The 19,292-nt window shown below is 40.5% G+C and carries 21 protein-coding genes; 17 read left to right on the top strand and 4 right to left on the bottom strand.

Annotated elements, in window-relative coordinates:
- Window positions 1-8: 8 nt before the first annotated feature.
- Window positions 9-1,091, bottom strand: a complete 1,083-nt coding sequence (locus tag AOG26_RS04235) for a hypothetical protein (protein ID WP_054561364.1) — start codon at window positions 1,089-1,091, stop codon at window positions 9-11.
- 52 nt (window positions 1,092-1,143) lie between these two features.
- On the bottom strand, window positions 1,144-1,740 hold the full coding sequence (locus AOG26_RS04240) for a Maf family protein (protein WP_054561365.1): 597 nt from the start codon (window positions 1,738-1,740) through the stop codon (window positions 1,144-1,146).
- Between the two features lie 141 nt (window positions 1,741-1,881).
- Here AOG26_RS04240 and yceD point away from each other — a divergent pair, with 141 nt between their 5' ends.
- The 14 genes from yceD (at window position 1,882) to AOG26_RS04310 (ending at window position 13,580) form a co-directional block, all read left to right on the top strand.
- Window positions 1,882-2,406, top strand: coding sequence for a 23S rRNA accumulation protein YceD (gene yceD, locus AOG26_RS04245; RefSeq protein WP_054554711.1), 525 nt, complete (start codon window positions 1,882-1,884; stop codon window positions 2,404-2,406).
- Window positions 2,407-2,416: 10 nt separating this feature from the next.
- Window positions 2,417-2,587, top strand: a complete 171-nt coding sequence (rpmF, locus tag AOG26_RS04250; protein ID WP_036967969.1) for a 50S ribosomal protein L32 — start codon at window positions 2,417-2,419, stop codon at window positions 2,585-2,587.
- A gap of 11 nt (window positions 2,588-2,598) precedes the next feature.
- Entirely contained in the window at window positions 2,599-3,627 is a 1,029-nt protein-coding gene (gene plsX / locus AOG26_RS04255) for a phosphate acyltransferase PlsX (protein ID WP_054554712.1), read from the top strand.
- Window positions 3,628-3,697: 70 nt separating this feature from the next.
- Window positions 3,698-4,624 carry an ACP S-malonyltransferase gene (gene fabD, locus AOG26_RS04260; protein ID WP_054561366.1) on the top strand — a complete coding sequence of 309 codons (927 nt, stop codon included), beginning with the start codon at window positions 3,698-3,700 and terminating at the stop codon, window positions 4,622-4,624.
- Window positions 4,625-4,635: 11 nt separating this feature from the next.
- Window positions 4,636-5,382 (top strand): 3-oxoacyl-ACP reductase FabG, encoded by a 747-nt coding sequence (fabG, locus tag AOG26_RS04265; RefSeq protein WP_054554714.1) that lies wholly within the window; start codon window positions 4,636-4,638, stop codon window positions 5,380-5,382.
- 238 nt (window positions 5,383-5,620) lie between these two features.
- The gene (acpP, locus tag AOG26_RS04270) at window positions 5,621-5,857 is read left to right on the top strand and encodes an acyl carrier protein (protein ID WP_016707440.1); all 237 of its coding nucleotides are present in this window, start codon (window positions 5,621-5,623) and stop codon (window positions 5,855-5,857) included.
- A 117-nt stretch (window positions 5,858-5,974) separates the two neighbouring features.
- Window positions 5,975-7,213: a beta-ketoacyl-ACP synthase II gene (gene fabF, locus AOG26_RS04275; RefSeq protein WP_054554715.1), complete on the top strand. Its 1,239-nt coding sequence runs from the start codon at window positions 5,975-5,977 to the stop codon at window positions 7,211-7,213.
- A gap of 57 nt (window positions 7,214-7,270) precedes the next feature.
- Window positions 7,271-8,083 carry an aminodeoxychorismate lyase gene (gene pabC, locus AOG26_RS04280; protein WP_054561367.1) on the top strand — a complete coding sequence of 271 codons (813 nt, stop codon included), beginning with the start codon at window positions 7,271-7,273 and terminating at the stop codon, window positions 8,081-8,083.
- A complete protein-coding gene (mltG, locus tag AOG26_RS04285) occupies window positions 8,080-9,057 on the top strand; it encodes an endolytic transglycosylase MltG (protein ID WP_054561368.1) in 978 nt (325 codons plus the stop codon). The genes pabC and mltG overlap by 4 nt, the downstream gene beginning before the upstream one ends.
- Window positions 9,058-9,074: 17 nt before the next feature.
- A complete protein-coding gene (tmk, locus tag AOG26_RS04290) occupies window positions 9,075-9,701 on the top strand; it encodes a dTMP kinase (protein WP_054561369.1) in 627 nt (208 codons plus the stop codon).
- A 1-nt stretch (window position 9,702) separates the two neighbouring features.
- Window positions 9,703-10,596 carry a DNA polymerase III subunit gene (locus AOG26_RS04295; RefSeq protein ID WP_054561370.1) on the top strand — a complete coding sequence of 298 codons (894 nt, stop codon included), beginning with the start codon at window positions 9,703-9,705 and terminating at the stop codon, window positions 10,594-10,596.
- Between the two features lie 8 nt (window positions 10,597-10,604).
- On the top strand, window positions 10,605-10,931 hold the full coding sequence (locus AOG26_RS04300; RefSeq protein ID WP_054554720.1) for a PilZ domain-containing protein: 327 nt from the start codon (window positions 10,605-10,607) through the stop codon (window positions 10,929-10,931).
- Between the two features lie 13 nt (window positions 10,932-10,944).
- On the top strand, window positions 10,945-11,724 hold the full coding sequence (locus tag AOG26_RS04305) for a TatD family hydrolase (RefSeq protein WP_054561371.1): 780 nt from the start codon (window positions 10,945-10,947) through the stop codon (window positions 11,722-11,724).
- A gap of 35 nt (window positions 11,725-11,759) precedes the next feature.
- Complete coding sequence (locus tag AOG26_RS04310) at window positions 11,760-13,580, top strand: alkaline phosphatase D family protein (RefSeq protein ID WP_054561993.1); 1,821 nt, start codon at window positions 11,760-11,762, stop codon at window positions 13,578-13,580.
- On the opposite strand, the gene AOG26_RS04315 is transcribed toward AOG26_RS04310, so the two are convergent.
- Both AOG26_RS04315 and rsmF read right to left on the bottom strand, forming a co-directional pair.
- Entirely contained in the window at window positions 13,577-14,392 is an 816-nt protein-coding gene (locus tag AOG26_RS04315) for a polysaccharide deacetylase family protein (protein ID WP_054561372.1), read from the bottom strand. The two genes, AOG26_RS04310 and AOG26_RS04315, sit on opposite strands and share 4 nt — an antisense overlap.
- A gap of 311 nt (window positions 14,393-14,703) precedes the next feature.
- Entirely contained in the window at window positions 14,704-16,143 is a 1,440-nt protein-coding gene (gene rsmF, locus AOG26_RS04320) for a 16S rRNA (cytosine(1407)-C(5))-methyltransferase RsmF (protein WP_054561373.1), read from the bottom strand.
- Between the two features lie 280 nt (window positions 16,144-16,423).
- Here rsmF and AOG26_RS04325 point away from each other — a divergent pair, with 280 nt between their 5' ends.
- From AOG26_RS04325 to prpC, 3 genes are all read left to right on the top strand, one after another.
- Window positions 16,424-17,125, top strand: a complete 702-nt coding sequence (locus AOG26_RS04325) for a GntR family transcriptional regulator (RefSeq protein WP_054561374.1) — start codon at window positions 16,424-16,426, stop codon at window positions 17,123-17,125.
- Window positions 17,126-17,212: 87 nt separating this feature from the next.
- On the top strand, window positions 17,213-18,088 hold the full coding sequence (gene prpB, locus AOG26_RS04330) for a methylisocitrate lyase (RefSeq protein ID WP_054561375.1): 876 nt from the start codon (window positions 17,213-17,215) through the stop codon (window positions 18,086-18,088).
- Window positions 18,089-18,112: 24 nt separating this feature from the next.
- The gene (prpC, locus tag AOG26_RS04335; protein ID WP_054561376.1) at window positions 18,113-19,237 is read left to right on the top strand and encodes a bifunctional 2-methylcitrate synthase/citrate synthase; all 1,125 of its coding nucleotides are present in this window, start codon (window positions 18,113-18,115) and stop codon (window positions 19,235-19,237) included.
- The last annotated feature ends 55 nt before the right edge of the window (window positions 19,238-19,292 follow it).

Consider the following 19,292-nt stretch of genomic DNA (forward strand, 5'->3'; position numbering starts at 1 on the left):
TTTAAACACTAACAACGTAAGCTAATAATCGAGTTTGTACATTTTTGGCTATTGTGTTCATTAGAACACAATTCCTTTTTAATTTTTCGGTTACAATTCCCAGCTAAATGCGCATTACCACGTGTGTGGCTATCAATCGTTTCAATTTCTTTACTATTTTCCTCAATAAACTTAAGTAGGCAATTTGAAATAGCTACATCAGTTAAATCCACCACAGGGCTGAATAATAAGTTCATTGCCATACCATCTATAATTGATGCGCCACGGTTTAACTTGTAAGTTAAGTTTAATTTACGAGTACCACCAATATTAAATTCACCATTATATTTCACTTCAAAGTTTAAAAGGTTATCCGAACTTCCATAAACCTTACTAATATAAGAACCTATTTCATTGTGTTGAAGACTTATTTGAAATCCTGAGTCGCCTTTACGTAGTTTTAGCACACTTTCAGTTGTATCAGAGGCTTTAAAGTTATCAAACCAATTTGCATCAAAAAGTTCTTTTTCTATGAATTTTGTTAAATCTTCATGGAGGTTGGTTTGATATTGTTGATTGCCAAAGTAATTAACTGGGTGTAAGGCACAGCTATCTTCGTTATTTGAACTCGTTGAATTAAGCTCAAGCGGACTTTGAATTTTAGAGGATGTTGTGGAAGAACTTTTCGATACTGCGGTTCTGAAATCTCGGTCTATATCGTAAAAAGTTTTTAATAAATCTTTTTCTGAGGTGTTTAATGGCAAGCTTTCGATTGTTGAAATAATCTCATTTTCTTGAGAAGTTGATGAGTTGTTTGTCGCCTTAACATTAAATTTAAAAGCTCTTTTATCTAATGGATTTGCTATTATCAAGTTTTTCGATGATGTATCGCATTTAAGAATAGGCTGACCAAGGTGTAACCTTTCATTAGATGAAGGTTCCCTTTGGCAGTCAGGTTTGACGTGGTGTTCTTTAGCAATTGTTTTGGCTTTTTCATAATTACACGTATTGCATGAGTACACTTCTAATAACCCTTGTGAGGCATGCATTTTGCTCGTAAACAAACTTAACCCTGATAGAAAAAAGGTTATTAACAATCCTTGTCGAGTCATAAAGCCTTTCCTTTTTAGCTGAATTTTAATCTATGCTATTTAATAGATTTTACTAAGTTTTGTGACATGTCAACACGTCAACACCAAACTCAGCCAGCACTTTAGTTAATGTGATCAGTGGCAGGCCTATCAATGTATTAGGGTCATCGCCACTGAGCTTTTCAAATAAACAGATGCCTAATCCTTCACTTTTAAAGCTACCTGCACAGTTGTATGGCTGCTCTGCATCGCAATAAGCATTGATCTGTTCAAGTGTGAGTGCTTTAAATGTCACATCAAATGGCACCACGGTGGTAATTGCTTTGTCGCTTTGTATATCAAATACACTTAAACCAGTTAAAAAGGTCACTATATGGCCACTAAACGATGATAGCTGCTTAATGGCATTCTCTTTAGTATGAGGTTTACCTAAAATTGTATCGTTGAATACCGCAACTTGATCAGAGCCAATTACCAAACCTTCACTATAATGTTGTTTGGCTACTCGGGCTTTTTGCTCGCTTAAACGAGCAACTAATTGCTCTGGCGTTTCAGCTGCGATAGGGGACTCATCAATATCTGGAGAAAAACTTTGAAAAGGTAAGTTAAACTTAGTTAATAATTGCTGTCTAAATGGTGAGCTTGACGCTAATATAAGTGTTGGTTTCATAATAAATTCTGGATGAAAATTGTATTTTGCCAAGGATAAGCCACAATGAATCCGAAAACAAAGCAGAAGATCGTTAAAAACCTACCAAAATTGGTTTTTTACTTTGACTAACTTACTAACTATCTATATGATGCAGCCCCTATGCAAAAGGTGAAAATTCCCATCACTCTTCATCCCAGCAAAGCAGCTCAACATCGTTTAACGTATGACGGTATTGTCCCGCTTGAAAAACTTTCTCGTTTAGAGCAAGTTGTGCAGGAGGAAGCAGGTGAAATAGCGGTAAAGATTCATTGCAAAATTGACGAGCAAGGTTTAGTGGTAATAAGTGGTAACTTATCAACACATGTAACTGTAACTTGTCAACGCTGTAATGGAGAATTAGGGTTGGATTTGGAACAAGACTTTGTGTATTCGCCAATTGGTTTGGATGCAGAGTCAGATCATCTACCTGAAGGTTACGATGAAGTAGAGCTGGACGAAAACGGTGAAATCAACGTATTTGAGTTAATCGAAGACGAACTGATTTTAGCTATTCCAATAGTGCCTACTCACAACGAAGCTTCATGCAGTTATTCATCAGAGCCTACTAGCTTTGGTAAATTAGCAGCAAAAGATGACAAACCAAATCCATTTGATATTTTGAAACAACTTAAGAAAGATTCTTAGGAGAAGACTAATGGCTGTACAAAAAAGCAAAAAGTCTCGTGCAAGACGCGGCATGCGCCGTTCACACGATGCGATCAGTGGTCCAACTTTAACTGTAGATCAAGTTTCTGGTGAGACTCACCGTCGTCACCACGTAACTGCTGACGGTTACTACAAAGGCGTTAAAGTAATTTCTAACTAAGAGATTGCTATATGCTGACCAATCTAACCATAGCGTTAGATATGATGGGGGGCGATTACGGCCCCCGTTCATCTATCCCCGCTGCCGTGCAAGCGGTAAATGCTAATACCAACTTAAGACTCATCTTATGTGGTAATCAGCAAGTTATTCTAAAAGAACTCGAAGCACTCGATTCTGTTTCACACCCTCGTTTAATTATTCGCCATTGTAGCGAAGTCGTCACAAATGCGTGTGAACCTGCTTCAGCGGTTCGTTCTAAAAAAGATTCATCAATGCGAGTTGCCCTCGATTTAGTTAAATCGGGTGAAGCGCAAGCGTGTGTAAGCTCTGGTAATACAGGCGCGTTATTTTTTATGGCGCATTATGTATTAAAGATGCTTCCAGGCGTAAAACGGCCTGCATTAATCTCTGCTGTTCCAACCGAACGTAAAAACCCTGTTTATTTACTTGATTTAGGTGCGAATGTGCATTGTGACGCACAAACCCTTTATCAATTTGGCATTATGGGTTCTGTGGTAGCAGGGCAGGCACTTGGGTGTGATAACCCAAGAGTTAGTTTATTGAATATTGGCTCTGAAGACATCAAAGGGCATGAAGGAATAAAACAAGCTGCACAGTTAATGCAGCAGTGTGAATATCTCAACTACACAGGTTACAGTGAAGGTAGTGATATTTTCAGCGGAAAAGCCGATGTTATAGTGTGCGAAGGATTTGTAGGTAATGTGGCATTAAAAACCTGTGAAGGTATTGCCAAACTGATCATGCATAAACTCACCAAAGCCTTACACAAACATTTCTTATACAAAAGTTTAGCGTTTTTATTGCGTCCAGTGATAAAAAAACTCTACAAGCGGGTGAACCCCGACCAGTATAACGGCGCAAGTCTGGTAGGATTGCGCGGTATTGTTGTTAAAAGCCATGGCAATGCCTCACCAAAGGCGTTTCATGCTGCTATTGATGAAGCCGCGCGGGAAGTCGAACGCCAACTCCCTGAAAAAATCGCTGCGATTTTTGAGCAAACACATCCAACAACAAAGTAGTGCAGCATATCTAAAACTTGTTATGCTGCCTGCTACAGAATATTTTTTTGTTTAATTATAAGAGCAAAGTATGGCACATAAAATTGCACTCGTATTTCCAGGTCAAGGCTCACAAACTGTGGGCATGTTATCTGAACTATTAGCTGATTCACAAATTGCTAAAGCAACATTCGCTGAAGCATCTGAAGCTCTTGGCTATGATCTAGCTGCACTTGTACTAAATGGTCCAGAAGAAGAATTAAATCAAACCCATCGTACACAACCAGCACTTCTTACTGCTAGTGTTGCTATTTACCGTCAATGGTTAGACGCAAACCCTGATGCCGATGTTGTTATGGCTGGTCACAGTTTAGGCGAGTATTCAGCATTAGTTTGTGCTGGCGTTGTAAGCTTAAGCGAAGCCGTTAAACTAGTAGAAAATCGTGGTTTATATATGCAAGAAGCAGTACCTGCGGGTGTTGGTTCTATGGCTGCAATCATCGGCTTAGGTGACGACGAAATCAAAGCAGCGTGTGAAGCATCAGCAAATGGTGAAGTCGTTTCACCAGTAAACTACAACTCACCAGGTCAGGTTGTTATTGCCGGCCACAAAGCGGCAGTTGAGCGTGCATCAGAAGCATGTAAAGAAGCAGGTGCTAAACGTGCTTTACCACTTGCAGTGAGCGTACCTTCTCACTGTGAACTAATGAAACCAGCTGCTGAAAAATTAGCTGCTGATTTAGCGGCTTTAACATTTAATACACCTAAGTGTGATGTAATCAACAACGTTGATGTAAAAGCTGAGCAATCAAGTGAAGCAATTAAAGATGCATTAGTACGCCAACTTTACAGCCCGGTACGCTGGACTGAAACTGTACAAGCATTAGTTGCGCAAGGTATCACACAAAGCTATGAGTTTGGCCCAGGTAAAGTATTAACGGGTCTTGCTAAACGAATTGATAAAGCAATGGTATGTGGTGCGGTTAATACGCAAGCTGCTATTGATGAAGCGAAATAAGTAGGAATAGAATGACAAATTTATTTTCTCTTGAGGGCAAGGTTGTCCTAATCACTGGTGCAAGCCGTGGTATTGGTAAAGCGATTGCAAATACGCTAGTTGCACAAGGTGCAAAAGTAGCCGGCACTGCAACAAGCGAATCAGGTGCTGCTAAAATCAGTGAATACCTGGGTGACAACGGTAAAGGTTATGCCCTTAACGTTACAGATCCTGAATCGATTGAGGCGACACTTGCTGCGATCAAGGCTGATTTAGGCGATATCGACGTATTAGTTAACAATGCGGGTATTACTCGCGATAACTTATTAATGCGTATGAAAGACGGTGAGTGGGATGACATCATCGACACGAACCTAAGCTCAATTTTCCGTTTATCTAAGGCTGTTTTACGCCCTATGATGAAAAAGAAAAATGGCCGTATCATTAATATCGGTTCTGTTGTGGGCACTATGGGTAATGCGGGTCAAGCTAACTACGCTGCAGCGAAAGCGGGTGTAATTGGTTTTACTAAGTCATTAGCACGCGAAGTTGCATCACGTGGTATCACAGTGAACGTTGTTGCACCTGGTTTTATCCAAACAGATATGACAGACGAGCTGACTGAAGACCAAAAAGCAGCTACGCTTGCAAATGTACCTGCAGGGCGTTTAGGCCAACCTGAAGAAATCGCTGCTGCGGTATGTTATTTAGCATCTGACGCTGCTGCGTATGTATCAGGCGAAACATTGCATGTAAATGGCGCGATGTACATGGTTTAATGAAAGTTAGCAAAAATTTGCTAACGAAAGATTATCGAAAATTGTTGAAATTTTTGTGATCTTGCTTTAAACATACTTGAATTCGCTATGAAAATAAGCGATAAATGAACAAATACTATTCGAGAGGTTTGACCAGATAAGTAATTATCAGCAAATCCTTGAATCACAGAATTATGCGGCGTAAACTACGCCGCAATCTGAAAATAACGCATTGGCGTTTTTAATAAAGGAAAGAAGAATGAGCGACATCCAAGAACGCGTAAAGAAAATTATCATTGAGCAACTAGGTGTTAAAGAAGAAGAAGTAAAACATGAAGCTTCTTTCGTTGACGACTTAGGTGCTGATTCACTTGACACTGTAGAACTAGTAATGGCTCTTGAAGAAGAATTCGACACTGAGATCCCAGACGAAGAAGCTGAAAAGATCACTACAGTTCAAGCTGCAATCGATTACGTTACAGCTCACGCTGAGTAATTTTACGCATTTTGATTTTAAGGGCAGCATTAAGCTGCCCTTAGTCTATCTATAGAATGATACTAATAAATTTGGTATACACCCCACCTAAAATAATTTCCTTATTGGAGGCAACCCGTGGCTAAACGTCGAGTCGTCGTAACTGGCTTAGGAATGTTGACACCGCTAGGTAATGATGTTGAATCTACTTGGCAAGGTTTGTTAAACGGTAAAAGTGGTATTCAAACTATCACGCATTTCGATACCTCAAGTTTCGGCACCAAATTCGCAGGTTTGCTGAATGACTTTGATGCATCAGCTTACATGTCACCGAAAGATGCAAAGAAAATGGATTTGTTTATCCAATATGGCATTGCAGCGGGTGTACAAGCACTACAAGATTCTGGTCTAGAGATCACTGAAGAAAACGCCACTCGTGTTGGTGTAGCAGTGGGTTCTGGCATCGGTGGTTTAACTTTAATTGAAGAAAACCACATCAAACTATTAAACAGCGGCCCGCGTAAGCTTTCTCCGTTCTACGTGCCTTCGACCATTATCAATATGATTTCTGGTCATTTATCGATTATGCACGGTTTACGTGGTCCTAATATTTCAATCGTTACAGCCTGTACTACAGGTCTACATAACATTGGTCATGCTGCGCGTATGATTGCATACGGCGATGCAGATGCAATGGTAGCCGGTGGTGCTGAAAAAGCATCGACACCAATTGGTATGGGTGGCTTTAATGCAGCACGTGCATTATCAACTCGTAACGATGATCCACAAGCAGCATCTCGTCCTTGGGATAAAGACCGTGACGGTTTCGTTCTTGCTGATGGTGCTGGTGTTATCGTACTTGAAGAATATGAGCATGCTAAAGCACGTGGCGCGAAAATCTACGCTGAACTCGTTGGTTTTGGTATGAGTGGCGATGCATATCACATGACGTCTCCACCTGAAGACGGTGCAGGCGCAGCTCTAGCGATGGAAAATGCCCTAAATGATGCACAAGTTAATGCAGACCAAGTTGGTTACATTAATGCTCACGGTACATCGACGAATGCAGGCGATAAAGCCGAAACATCAGCTGTTAAAACTATTTTTGGCGATGCAGCGAAAGATGTGATGGTAAGTTCATCTAAATCAATGATGGGTCACTTGTTAGGTGCAGCAGGCTCGGTAGAATCGATCATTACTATCTTGTCACTTGTTGACCAGAAAGTAAGCCCTACAATCAACCTTGATAACCCAGATGAAGGCTGTGATTTAGACTACGTACCGCATACTGCACGTGATGCTAAATTGGATTACGCACTATGTAATTCATTTGGTTTTGGTGGTACTAATGGCTCGTTGCTATTTAAAAAGGTATAATTCTTTTTAACAACGGACTAAAAAGAAGAGCCCAGTTGTTTAACTGGGCTTTTTTGTATGAGTAAATTAAAACAAACAATAAAAATAATCACACCAGACACCACAATAAGCACGCAAGACCGTGGCTTAAATTATGGTGATGGCTTTTTTACCACCGCCTCTGTGGTGAATTCTGTCGTTGAGCACTGGGATTTACACAAAGCGCGTTTAGAAGAATGCGCGCAAAGACTATTTTTCCCCGAATTAGATTTAACCGCAATTGAGCGTGAAGTTAACCACGCAATCAGTGATACACAAACCGGTATTTCAAAAATAGTTATCACCCGTGGTGCAGGTGGGCGTGGTTATGGCTTACCAGATACACCAAGTATTCAAGTGCTGATCAGTATAATGCCTGCAGTTTCACACTATAAAAGTTGGCAGCAGCAGGGCGTAAGCTTAGCAGTCAGCGACGTGAAACTTGCACATCAACCTTTACTTGCAGGCTTAAAAACATTGAACCGTTTAGAGCAAGTGCTTATCAAAAAGCAAATGAGCAGCCTTGAATGTGATGACGTTGTTGTTCTTGATTATGATAACAATGTGATTGAATGTTCGGCTGCAAATTTATTTGCTATTAAAGACGGTCAAGTTATGTCACCTAAGTTAGACCGCTGCGGTATCACTGGGGTTTATCTCAGCGCTTTATGTGATAAGTTAGCCATTGAATTTAAAGCAATCCAATTAGATGAGCTTTTAGCTATGGATGCCGTATTTATGTGTAACAGTTTAATGGGCGTGGTTCCCGTTGCACGGATTGCTGATACACAGTTTGATATTGAATGCAGTAAAGCGCTATTAGCGGCGCAGTTTGCCAAGGAGAGTGTGTGATAAAAGTCATTGTTAGCGTGCTGTTATTAGCATTGCTATGTTGTGGTATTGGCTATCAACAGCTTCAATCAGCATTAAAAATGCCGTTAAAGGTTGAAAATAGTACTTTATTTAAAGTAGAACGTGGCACTGGCTTTAATCAGCTTTGCCAAGCATGGCAAACAAAGCAGTGGGTTGATAGCTGTTTTAAATTTCAGGTACTTGCTAAATTAGATCCTACGCTTACCGATTTAAAAGCGGGTCTATATGAACTGGATACAAGCGCTGTTATTGATAATATTCGTCGTATCAATCAAGGTGCACAAGTGAGTTTTAGCTTCACAATTATTGAAGGTCAGCCACTTCGAGACGTTGTTGCTAATATTCAAAAGCAAGCGCATTTAAACCAAGACTTAGATACAGAAAATTTAGCGGCGCAGATAAGTAACACGCAAGAGAATTTAGAAGGCTGGTTGTTCCCTGACACCTATCACTACCACAGTGAAGATAGTGCCAGCGGCTTATTAAAACGCGCATACAACAAAATGCAGCAGGAATTAGACACCGCATGGCAAACTAGAGCAGCAGATTTGGTGTTAAGTTCACCGTATGAAGCGTTAATACTGGCTTCTATCATCGAAAAAGAAACGGGCCTTGCTTCTGAGCGACCATTAATTTCTGCGGTATTTACCAATCGTTTAAAAACCAATATGCGCTTACAAACCGATCCAACTGTTATTTATGGTATTGGTGCTGATTTTGATGGCGATATAAAACGAAAACATTTAAAAACCTATACACCGTATAACACGTATAAGATAAAAGGCTTGCCGCCAACACCCATAGCCATGCCTTCGAAAGCAGCGATTTTGGCCGCGGTTAATCCACCTGAGTCTGAATATGTGTATTTTGTTGCGAAAGGGGATGGTAGCCATCAATTTTCGAAAACATTGCAAGAACATAATCGTGCGGTAAAGCAGTACCAATTAAACTAACAACCAGAATTGAGTCTATGACAGCGAAATTTATAGTGATTGAAGGCCTAGAAGGTGCCGGAAAATCAACGGCCATTGCCGTATGCCAAGCTTATTTAGAAAACAAGCAAGTCGATTTTATTAATGTACGTGAGCCTGGCGGTACAGCTATGGCTGAAGAGCTGCGTAATATCGTCAAACAGGCTCACCAAGAAACAGTGACGGGTGAAACAGAGCTGTTAATCATGTATGCAGCACGCTCACAATTAGTTGCTAATGTTATTAATCCGGCACTTGAAAAGGGCACTTGGGTTTTAGGTGATCGCCATGATCTTTCATCACAAGCATATCAAGGTGGGGGTCGCGGTATTGAACAGACTAAACTCTCTTTTTTAGCTGATATGGTGCTAAATGGTTTAAAACCTGATTTAACCATTTATTTAGACATTGACCCTGCAGTTGGGCTTGCCCGTGCAAAAGGCCGTGGTGAACTTGATCGTATCGAACAAGAAGCGTTAGGTTTTTTTGAGCGCACGCGCGCACGCTACCTTGAAATAGCTAAAACTGATAGCAGTATCAAAACAGTGGATGCAAACCAAACAATGCCAGAAGTACATGCGGCAATCACAACTGTGCTTGATAACTTTTTTGCAGGTTTAAATTAATATGCCTTTGCCGTGGCTTGAAGGGCTTTATCAGCAACTAGCGCAAAGTTTTGCACAGCAACGCTTTCATCATGCCCAGCTATTTAATGGTGATAAAGGTGTCGGCAAACAATGTTTAGTCGATTCGCTCGCCGATGGCTTACTTTGCGCGTCACCTGTAAATTTAAAAGCCTGTGGCAATTGTAAAAGCTGTCAACTTAATCAAGCGGGTACTCATCCTGATAAACGCGTTGTAAAGGTGGAAGGCCAAACAATAGGCGTTGATGAAATTCGTGAGATCAGTGATTTTATCAACCATTCAGCGGCGCAAAATGGTAACAAAGTAGTTGTGCTCGAACAGTGTCACAAAATGACCACTGCTGCGGCTAATGCTTTATTAAAAACCCTTGAAGAGCCAAGCTTACGCCGTTATTTATTGTTAACGTGCGAGCAAACAGCATTATTACCTGCAACAATTTTAAGTCGCTGTGCCGTACACGAAATAAAAGTTAACTCTGAATATACGAAAAAATGGTTAGCATCATTAAATATTGCTAATTATTCATGGTTAGAGTTGTTCGCTAGGCAACCTTTACTTGTTCAGCAGTGGCAAAATGACAACCAACTTGAAGCTGTCGATTCTCTTTATAAATTTGCAACTGAGATAAAAGACAGCCATAATTTCAGTGCGTTAGTCGACATCCTTAATAAAGATCATAGCTTGGTTAATGTATTTGCTTTGTTCTTAACAGAGCATCTTAAAACGCAATTAATGTTAGGAATGGACTTTTTCAATTATCAGAAAGCACAAACTGCAATTTCAGAGTTTCTTTATAATAACTCACATGTGCTTGGCTTGAATATGGAACTAGCCATTTCACAATTAGCGTTTACTTTACGTGAAAGCCAAAATTAGGAAGTATCGTGCAAGAATTATTAGTAGATATTGAAGACTTAGAAGAATTATATCGCTGTTACATGCCTTATCTAAAAAATGGTGGTTTGTTTGTTCGCACTAATATGCGCTTTGAAATGGGTCATTCATTGGCTTTAAAGGTCACATTACCAGATGCACTAGAAGATGATGTAGTAACGGGTAAAGTTGCTTGGATCACACCACAAGGTGCACAAAGCTCAAACCCACCAGGTATTGGTGTTAATTTTATCGATGATAAAACCAATTTGAATGCGAAAATCGAAAAACTACTCGGTACTATGTTAAACTCCGGCAATCCGACCTATACCATGTAATAAAAGAAGTACCATGATTGTAGATTCTCATTGTCATTTAGATCGTTTAGATTTTGAAAAACTAGACTTAGACTTAGACCAAGTACTAGATAATGCTCGCGCAAAGAAAGTAGAACACTTTTTATGTGTAAGTGTAACTTTAGATCAATTCCCAAGTATGCTGGATAAAATTAAGAACTATCCAGATGTTTCTGCATCATGCGGTGTGCATCCACTCGATCAAAAAGACGCACTCGATAAGCAAAAGCTTATTTCACTTGCAAGCCACGACAAAGTGGTTGCTATTGGCGAAACGGGTCTTGATTACTATTACTCAAAAGACACCCATATTGTTCAGCAAGAAAGCTTTGTGGGTCATATCGACGTTGCCAATGAGCTAAATAAGCCGCTTATTATTCATACACGAGACGCTAGAGAAGACACTATTAACTTAATGCGCGCTCACAATGCTGAGAATTGTGGCGGTGTATTGCATTGTTTTACAGAGAACTGGGAAATGGCCAAAAAAGCCATTGATATGGGCTTTTATATTTCGATTTCGGGCATTGTTACGTTTAAAAATGCAGTAGAGTTAAAAGACGTTGTAAAGCAAATTCCGCTAGATCGCTTACTAATCGAAACAGATTCACCGTATTTAGCGCCTGTGCCATATCGTGGTAAAACAAATCAACCAGCCTATGTTGAAGATGTCGCTTACTACATCGCTGAGTTAAAAGGGCTTACTTTTAACGAATTAGCTGAAGCAACAACTAACAACTTTTATTCGTTGTTCAATCAGGCTAAAAGGGCGTAATAGTGCACGGCGTATCGAATTTACCTCAGTTAGTAATGGGGCCAATGGTACGCCGAGCAGATGCAGGGCGAGTGTGCTTTCAATTTGTTACAACTAGGCCTTGCCAATACCGAATAGAGTTTAAAGGTGTTGAGACATTCTCTAGCTTAGAATCAATCCAATTAGGGCAACACCTTTACTTAAATTTCATTAATGTCATGCCAGTCAGTGGCCAGTTTGCAGTTGATTCACTGATCTACTATTCATTACATGATGAAGAAAAAAGCCTTGATTTATCGTCTTATTGCTATGAACGTGCCGAATCTCCGGCATTTGTGATCCCAAATCGACTCGATAGAATTCTTCATGGTTCGTGTCGTAATCCTCATCACCCTGCAAAAGACAGCCTTGTTGCTGCAGATAATTGGCAAAATGATCAGCGCCAATCGCTTAATGCAGGTGCTGATTTATTATTGTTATCTGGCGACCAAATATATGCGGATGATGTCGCAGGGCCAATGCTGCTCGCGATTGAAAAAGTGATTAGCCTATTTGGTGTGTTTCGAGAACCAGAGCTTGATTTAGATTTGCCAGAAGAGTTTGAGCAGCAACTATATCAGCGCCATTTACACTTACCCAAAGTACCTTGGCAGAAACGGAGCAAATTTGGTGTTGGTTATTGGCTCAAAAAAGACGAGCCACACTTCTCAAGTTTAAAAGCTGAAAACCACTTAATTCATTTTCAAGAATTTATTGCGCTTTATTTATTAAACTTCAGCGCTGTTACTTGGCAGCTAATTGATTTTGAATCAATTGAATGCCCAGCATTAGCCCCTAAATACGCTAACTTATTTAAACTTGAAAAGGACGCACTGGTTGGCTTTGCAAAGGGTCTTCAAAGCGTTGAAAGGTTATTCGCTAATGTGTCGACATTAATGATGTTTGACGATCATGATGTCACCGATGATTGGAACTTAACCGCAGGCTGGGAGCAGGCTATTTATCAGCACCCAGCTAGCCGTCGTATTGTAAATAATGGTTTAATTAGTTATTGGTTAATGCAGGGGATTGGTAATGATGCAGGCGATAACTCACTGTCTTTATTACCCAGCTTTAAAGAAAGTCTGCAGCAACAGAGCTGGTATTTTAAAGACTTTGATAAGTTAATACTCAATTTTAACCATTGGCATTACGAGCTTAATACCATTCCAAAGGTTGTAGTGCTCGATACCCGAACCCATCGCTGGCGTAATGAACAAAACTTCAATGAGCCATCAGGTTTACTTGATTGGGAAAGGCTCACTGAATTAGAAGAAAGCCTATTGTCTCACGATAAAGTGATTATCGTATCTCCAGCTCCGGTGTTTGGTGTTAAATCGATTGAAGCAATTCAAGCGATTTTTAATTTTTGCGGGCAACCCTTGTTAGTTGATGTTGAAAACTGGATGGCCCATGAAGGTTCTGCTAAAAAGTTGCTAGATACTTTTCGCCGTGAAGATACGCCAAAAGAAACCTTGATCCTCTCTGGTGATGTCCATTATTCATTTTGTTTTTCAGTGCAAAAACGCTTTGGTAAGCATAAAAATCGGATTTGGCAGTTGACCGCCAGTGGCATTAAAAATGAGTTCCCACGTAAACTTATTAATGTACTCGATAAGCTCGACTCAATTTTATATGCGCCAAAAAGCCCACTTAACTTTTTCACTAAACGTTGGCAAATGGAAGTTGATAAACACCAAACCATAGGCGAAGGGCAAAAGTATTTGGTCAGTAATGCGGCTATCAGCTTAATTGAGCTCAATGACGGTTTGCTTGCTAAATATGAACTTATTCACGCTGATAACCAAATAACTGAATTCGATTTAAACGATAATTAATCTATTGCTTTGCGATTCGCCTCAACGTAGTCAGCAACATTACTTACTGTATCTAACCAAAACCCATTTTTAGGATCTTGTAGATAAACAATGAGCTGCTCTAGCGCGTCGGTGCCGGTAGTGTACTGATCTCGTTTGCCAATATCGTGGCCTGCCAGAATGATCCAACTATTGTTAGTTCGGTGCTGCTCTATGGTTTTTTGGATCTCTTCGAAAGTAAGTCCATCAATGGGTAAGCTAGTTAACTGCGAAAAGTCTGTAAAGTTGGGGTTATTTGCCGTTTCGTCGAGCCAAGTTCTACCTGTTTTAAAGTGCTTGGCTATTAACGGTACATAACTTTTAGTATTTGCACCACGGCCAACAAAGGTGTTTCCGCAAGGGTAGGCAAAAGCGGTTGGTGTCACGTTGAGTGTGGCTTTTATATAATCTTGCCCCTTTAAGATATCTTGCTCCATTTCTTTTAACGTAAATTGTTCAAGCGACACCCCAAGTTCCCGAAGCCATTCAAAGTTGCCGGTACACAAGTGGCTTGCCGTATGATTAGCAATTTCGTGACCTGTTTTTACAGCCATTTGCCACTTTTCAACACGTTCTTTTACGTTAAAAGGGGATACATAAAATGTCGCTTTTATTTGGTATTTGTTTAAAAGTGCTAAACCGGTATCAACTTGGCTATGTCTTGCATCATCAAAAGTGATACTGACAGCATTTTTAGCCTTATTAGGGTAGTCAAAGCCTAGGTAGTCACTGCTTTTTGCCAGAGTTTGGCAGCTGATTAAAAGTGGTAGTACGACGCACAAGGGTTTAAGCATAATCAATCCTTTATCATTGTTTTTACAATGAAATCAAAAAGGCTAATGCTTTGCTATGCGACTTTTGAATAAAAAAACGCCCAGAACGAATCCGCATTGTTCTGGGCTTAGGGGGTGGCTCGTGTGAGCCTGCGCTAACTATAAAAAAACACCTTCTAAATTCAGTAGGGAGAAGTAGAAAGTACTTTTAAGTGTAGTTAATCAGCAGGAAATTGCACGGTAAATGTACAAATTTTATACTAGTTTAAAATCAGTCTGTTACAGCTTTTTACCTAAATTAGCGCCTTATTTATACAGTCTTTATGCGCAACTTATACCCAAGTTATCAACTGGGCATTTTGGACCAAATCACGAGGTAATGAGTTCTTAATTTTATTCTTTTGCCACTTACCTAGGCCTACCGGACAACCACATAACATTAAAACTACTTCACCATTATCTTGCGTTGGTTTTTCTAGCCTAATATCTTTACCGTTAAAGTAATCGTTTGCTTGGCAAGCAGACATCTCAAAGGTATTTTTATCGCAATCTTGGCCAAAGACAGTGGCAAACTCGTGAGTTAAGCGAACTCCGCCTTTGTGGATCACGCCAAGTTGAATACCTAAACGTGAGTATTTAATTTTATCTTGCAGTTCATCAAAGCCACCAGGAAACAACCAAAGCTCTTTATCACGCTGCATTAACGTGCCTTTGAGTGATTTTAGACCGAACTGTTTTTTAATTGTTTGCATAAACGCTTGGCTTTGTTTTTTATCAAACTCAGCAAACGGAAATGCGCCTTTTTTAACTTTTTGATTAGGGTTATCGCTTGACGCTATTTTTTTAAATTTAGCGATGAAGAAACCTTCACTGTCGTAAGTTTGCGGCCAAACATGCAAATAACCTTCGCTGGTTGTCGCTTTGTCTGCGCCATCAAACAGAGTATTGAGCGATTGTACTTCGATGCAATCAGGGAACTCTGCTAATAGATACTCACACACTTGTTGGTTTTCAAGAGGTGTTAAAGTACAGGTCGAATACACTAATGTGCCGCCTGGTTTTAATGCATAAAAGGCACTTTTGATAAGGGCTTTTTGCACAGCAGCAATATCAATATTAGATTCGATTGACCAATTCTTTAGGGCGTCTGCATCTTTACGAACCGTGCCTTCACCTGAACACGGGGCATCTAGCAAAATACTGTCGAAGCACTCATACATGTAATCCCCAAAGATCACACCGTCAAAATGTGATAATGCACAATTACCTACGCCCATACGTTTAAGGGTTGCTGCTAATACTTTTAAGCGTGACGATGACAACTCATTGGCCACTAACACGCCACTATTATCCATCATGGCAGCGATTTGTGATGTTTTTGAACCCGGTGCCGATGCCATATCAAGTACCGCATCGCTTTGCTGAACTTCGGCTCTCAGTGCTACCGGCGGTAACATTGAGCTGGCTTCTTGTACATACATAGCACCACTTAAGTGTAAATCGGTATTTCCGATGGCAAGCGCCGCTTCTTCGTCGCTAGGACGTGTTAGCCAGAATCCTTCTTCACACCATGGAATTGCTGTTAATTCCCATCCTTTTTTGGCGCATTGACGCTGAAATTCATCGACTGACATTTTTAAGGTATTTACGCGAACAGATCGTCTGAGTGGGCGGCGACAGGCTGCAATAAAGTCGTCTAAAGATAAATGTTCGGGAAGGTAGCTTTTTACATCATCAATAAATGAGTCAGGAATATATGTATTAGCGTCCACTAAATGGCTCTCACATCACGTAGTAATAGCTGGATCATACCATTTATAGCGCTATCAGGGGATATTTTTAGCTTTTTAAGAGTGATATTGAAGTGTCGACATATTGCTAATATAAATGTTCTTTATAGCCATTATTTTTGATAAATATCAATTTATGTCGACATTTTGTTGGTTTTTTAGCCTGTTTTTCCGATCTCAAGGTTGACACTTGCAATGATAGGGCGCATAGTGAACTCACAAATTGTCGACAATCTTAATTTAGTACTTTGATAGACCTATTATGACAGAGCAAAAAGCCAACGATAACTACAACGATATCACGATAACAACAGCATCAGACCAAGTGTTTGTCGACATGCGTCGTGAAATTGTCCAAGGCACCATCGAGCAGGGTAGCAAAATTTCTGAGCCAGAACTTGCTAAACGCTATGGTGTAAGCCGTGCCACCTTACGTGAGGCGCTAAATCGTTTAGAGAGCTGTTATTTGGTAGAGCGTAAAGCAAATGTCGGTTGCCGTGTCGTTGCACTAACAGCTGAGCGTTTAATCGAAGTCTATCAGGTTCGTAGTGCCTTAGAAGGGCTGGCTTGTCGTTTAGCTGCCGATAACATGGAACCTGAAGAAGTGCAGGGTTTAAAACAGTTATTGAACCAGCACTTACAAACACAGCGTGTAAAAGAAGGTGAATCATACTACCAAGAAGCGGGCGACCTTGATTTTCATTATCGCATTATTAAAGGGTCGAAAAACGCACACTTAATTCATCTTTTATGTAATGAGTTGTACCAGTTAATTCGTATGTACCGTGTACAAATGGGGATGGTTGGGCCGCGTGTATCAAAAGCGTTTGATGAACACTTGGCTATTATTAATGCCATTGAAAACCATGACGGTGAATTAGCCGAAATGCTTATGAAGCGCCATATCAGTGCGTCTCAGGCAAATATTCAGACTAAGTTTGACTTACTCGCAGCAAAAAATTAGTAGCGCTTTAGTTAAACAGTCACAATTTAGATTTAAAAAATAGAGTTAGCCAAAGAGCTAAAACCGTTCAAAGATAGGAGTTATCCAATGTCAGCAGGATTGAAATTCAAACAGGCAATCGCCAACAACAAGCCATTGCAAGTGGTTGGCACCGTCAACGCGTACTGCGCAATGATGGCAGAAAAAACAGGTCACCAAGCACTTTACCTCTCAGGTGCTGGTGTTGCTAACGCATCATACGGCATGCCAGATTTAGGTATGACTAGCCTTGATAACGTACTTGAAGATATTCGTCGAATCACCAGCGCTACCGACTTACCGCTTCTTGTTGATGCTGACACAGGGTGGGGCGGTGCATTTAATATTGCTCGTACCGTTAAAGAAATGACCAAAGCAGGCGCAGCGGGCTTCCATATTGAAGACCAAGTAGCACAAAAACGTTGTGGTCACCGTCCTAATAAAGAGATCGTGTCTAAAGATGAAATGGTTGACCGTATTAAAGCTGCGGTCGATGCCAAAACAGACAGTGATTTTTACATTATGGCGCGTACTGATGCATTCCAAAAAGAAGGCTTAAATGCAGCTATTGACCGCGCAGCAGCGTGTGTTGAAGCTGGCGCAGACGCTATTTTTGCAGAAGCTGTGCATGATTTAGCAGATTACCAAGCATTTGCTAAAGCGTTAAATGTGCCAATTCTTGCGAACATCACCGAATTTGGCCAAACACCGCTTTATACAAAAGAGCAATTGAGCGAAGTGGGTGTTGAAATTGTACTTTATCCACTTAGTGCATTTAGAGCCATGAACAAAGCCGCACTTAATGTGTATTCGTCTATTCTTAGCGAAGGCTCGCAACAAAGCCAAGTAGACAATATGCAAACACGTGCGGAATTATATGAGTTTTTAGATTATCACTCATATGAAAACACACTCGATAACCTTTTCTCAGCTAAAAAATCATAACGACAACATATAAGGAGAACACTCATGGTAGATAAAGCATTAGGCGGCGCAGGTTTACGTGGACAAGTAGCAGGTGAGACAGCACTGTGTACAGTAGGTAAATCAGGTTCAGGTTTAACTTATTGTGGTTATGATATTAGTGAATTAGCAGATAAAGCGCAGTTTGAAGAAGTGTCTTTTTTACTGTCGCGCGGTGAATTACCAACAGAGTCTGAGCTGACTGAATATAAAGCAAAGCTAAAATCACTACGTGGTTTACCAGATTCACTTAAAACAGTGCTTGAGAACATTCCTAAAGACGCGCACCCAATGGATGTAATGCGTACGGGTTGTTCTATGCTAGGTAACTTAGAGATGGAGCAAGATTTCTCGCAAGCGAATGATGCGATTGATCGCCTAGTTGCCGTATTCCCAAGCATTATTTGTTACTGGTATCGTTTTAGCCATGACGGCGTTCGTATTGAAACTGAAACAGATGATGATTCGGTAGGTGCACACTTCTTACGTTTATTACATGACGAAGCACCATCAGCACTGTTCGAGCAAGTAATGAATGTGTCTTTAATTCTTTATGCAGAGCATGAGTTTAATGCATCAACATTCACTGCGCGTGTGTGTGCATCAACATTGTCTGATATTCACTCTTGTGTAACGGGTGCTATTGGTAGTTTACGTGGTCCATTACATGGTGGTGCGAACGAAGCGGCTATGGATATGATTGAAGGCTTCACAAGTGCAGACCAAGCTGAAGATGCACTGATGGGTATGCTTGAGCGTAAAGACAAGATCATGGGCTTTGGTCATGCCATTTATCGTGAATCAGATCCACGTAACGTGATTATCAAAAAGTGGTCAGAAAAACTGGCAGCAGAAGTGGGTGATGATGTGCTTTATCCAGTGTCTGTTCGCTGTGAAGAAGTTATGTGGCGTGAAAAGAAATTATTCTGTAATGCTGATTTCTTCCATGCATCTGCGTATCACTTCATGGGTATCCCAACTAAGTTATTCACGCCAATTTTCGTGATGAGCCGTGTAACAGGTTGGACAGCGCACGTGAAAGAGCAACGTGCTAATAACCGTATTATTCGCCCAAGTGCAGATTATACGGGCCCAGAAGCGCGTAGCTATACGCCAATTTCTGAGCGTTAATCGTAATTAAATCAGTGATAGGGGTAGCTTGGCTGCCCCTTTATGAAGGGGCGAA

This window comes from Pseudoalteromonas sp. UCD-33C (genome assembly GCF_001306895.1).
Classification (GTDB): Bacteria; Pseudomonadota; Gammaproteobacteria; order Enterobacterales; family Alteromonadaceae; genus Pseudoalteromonas.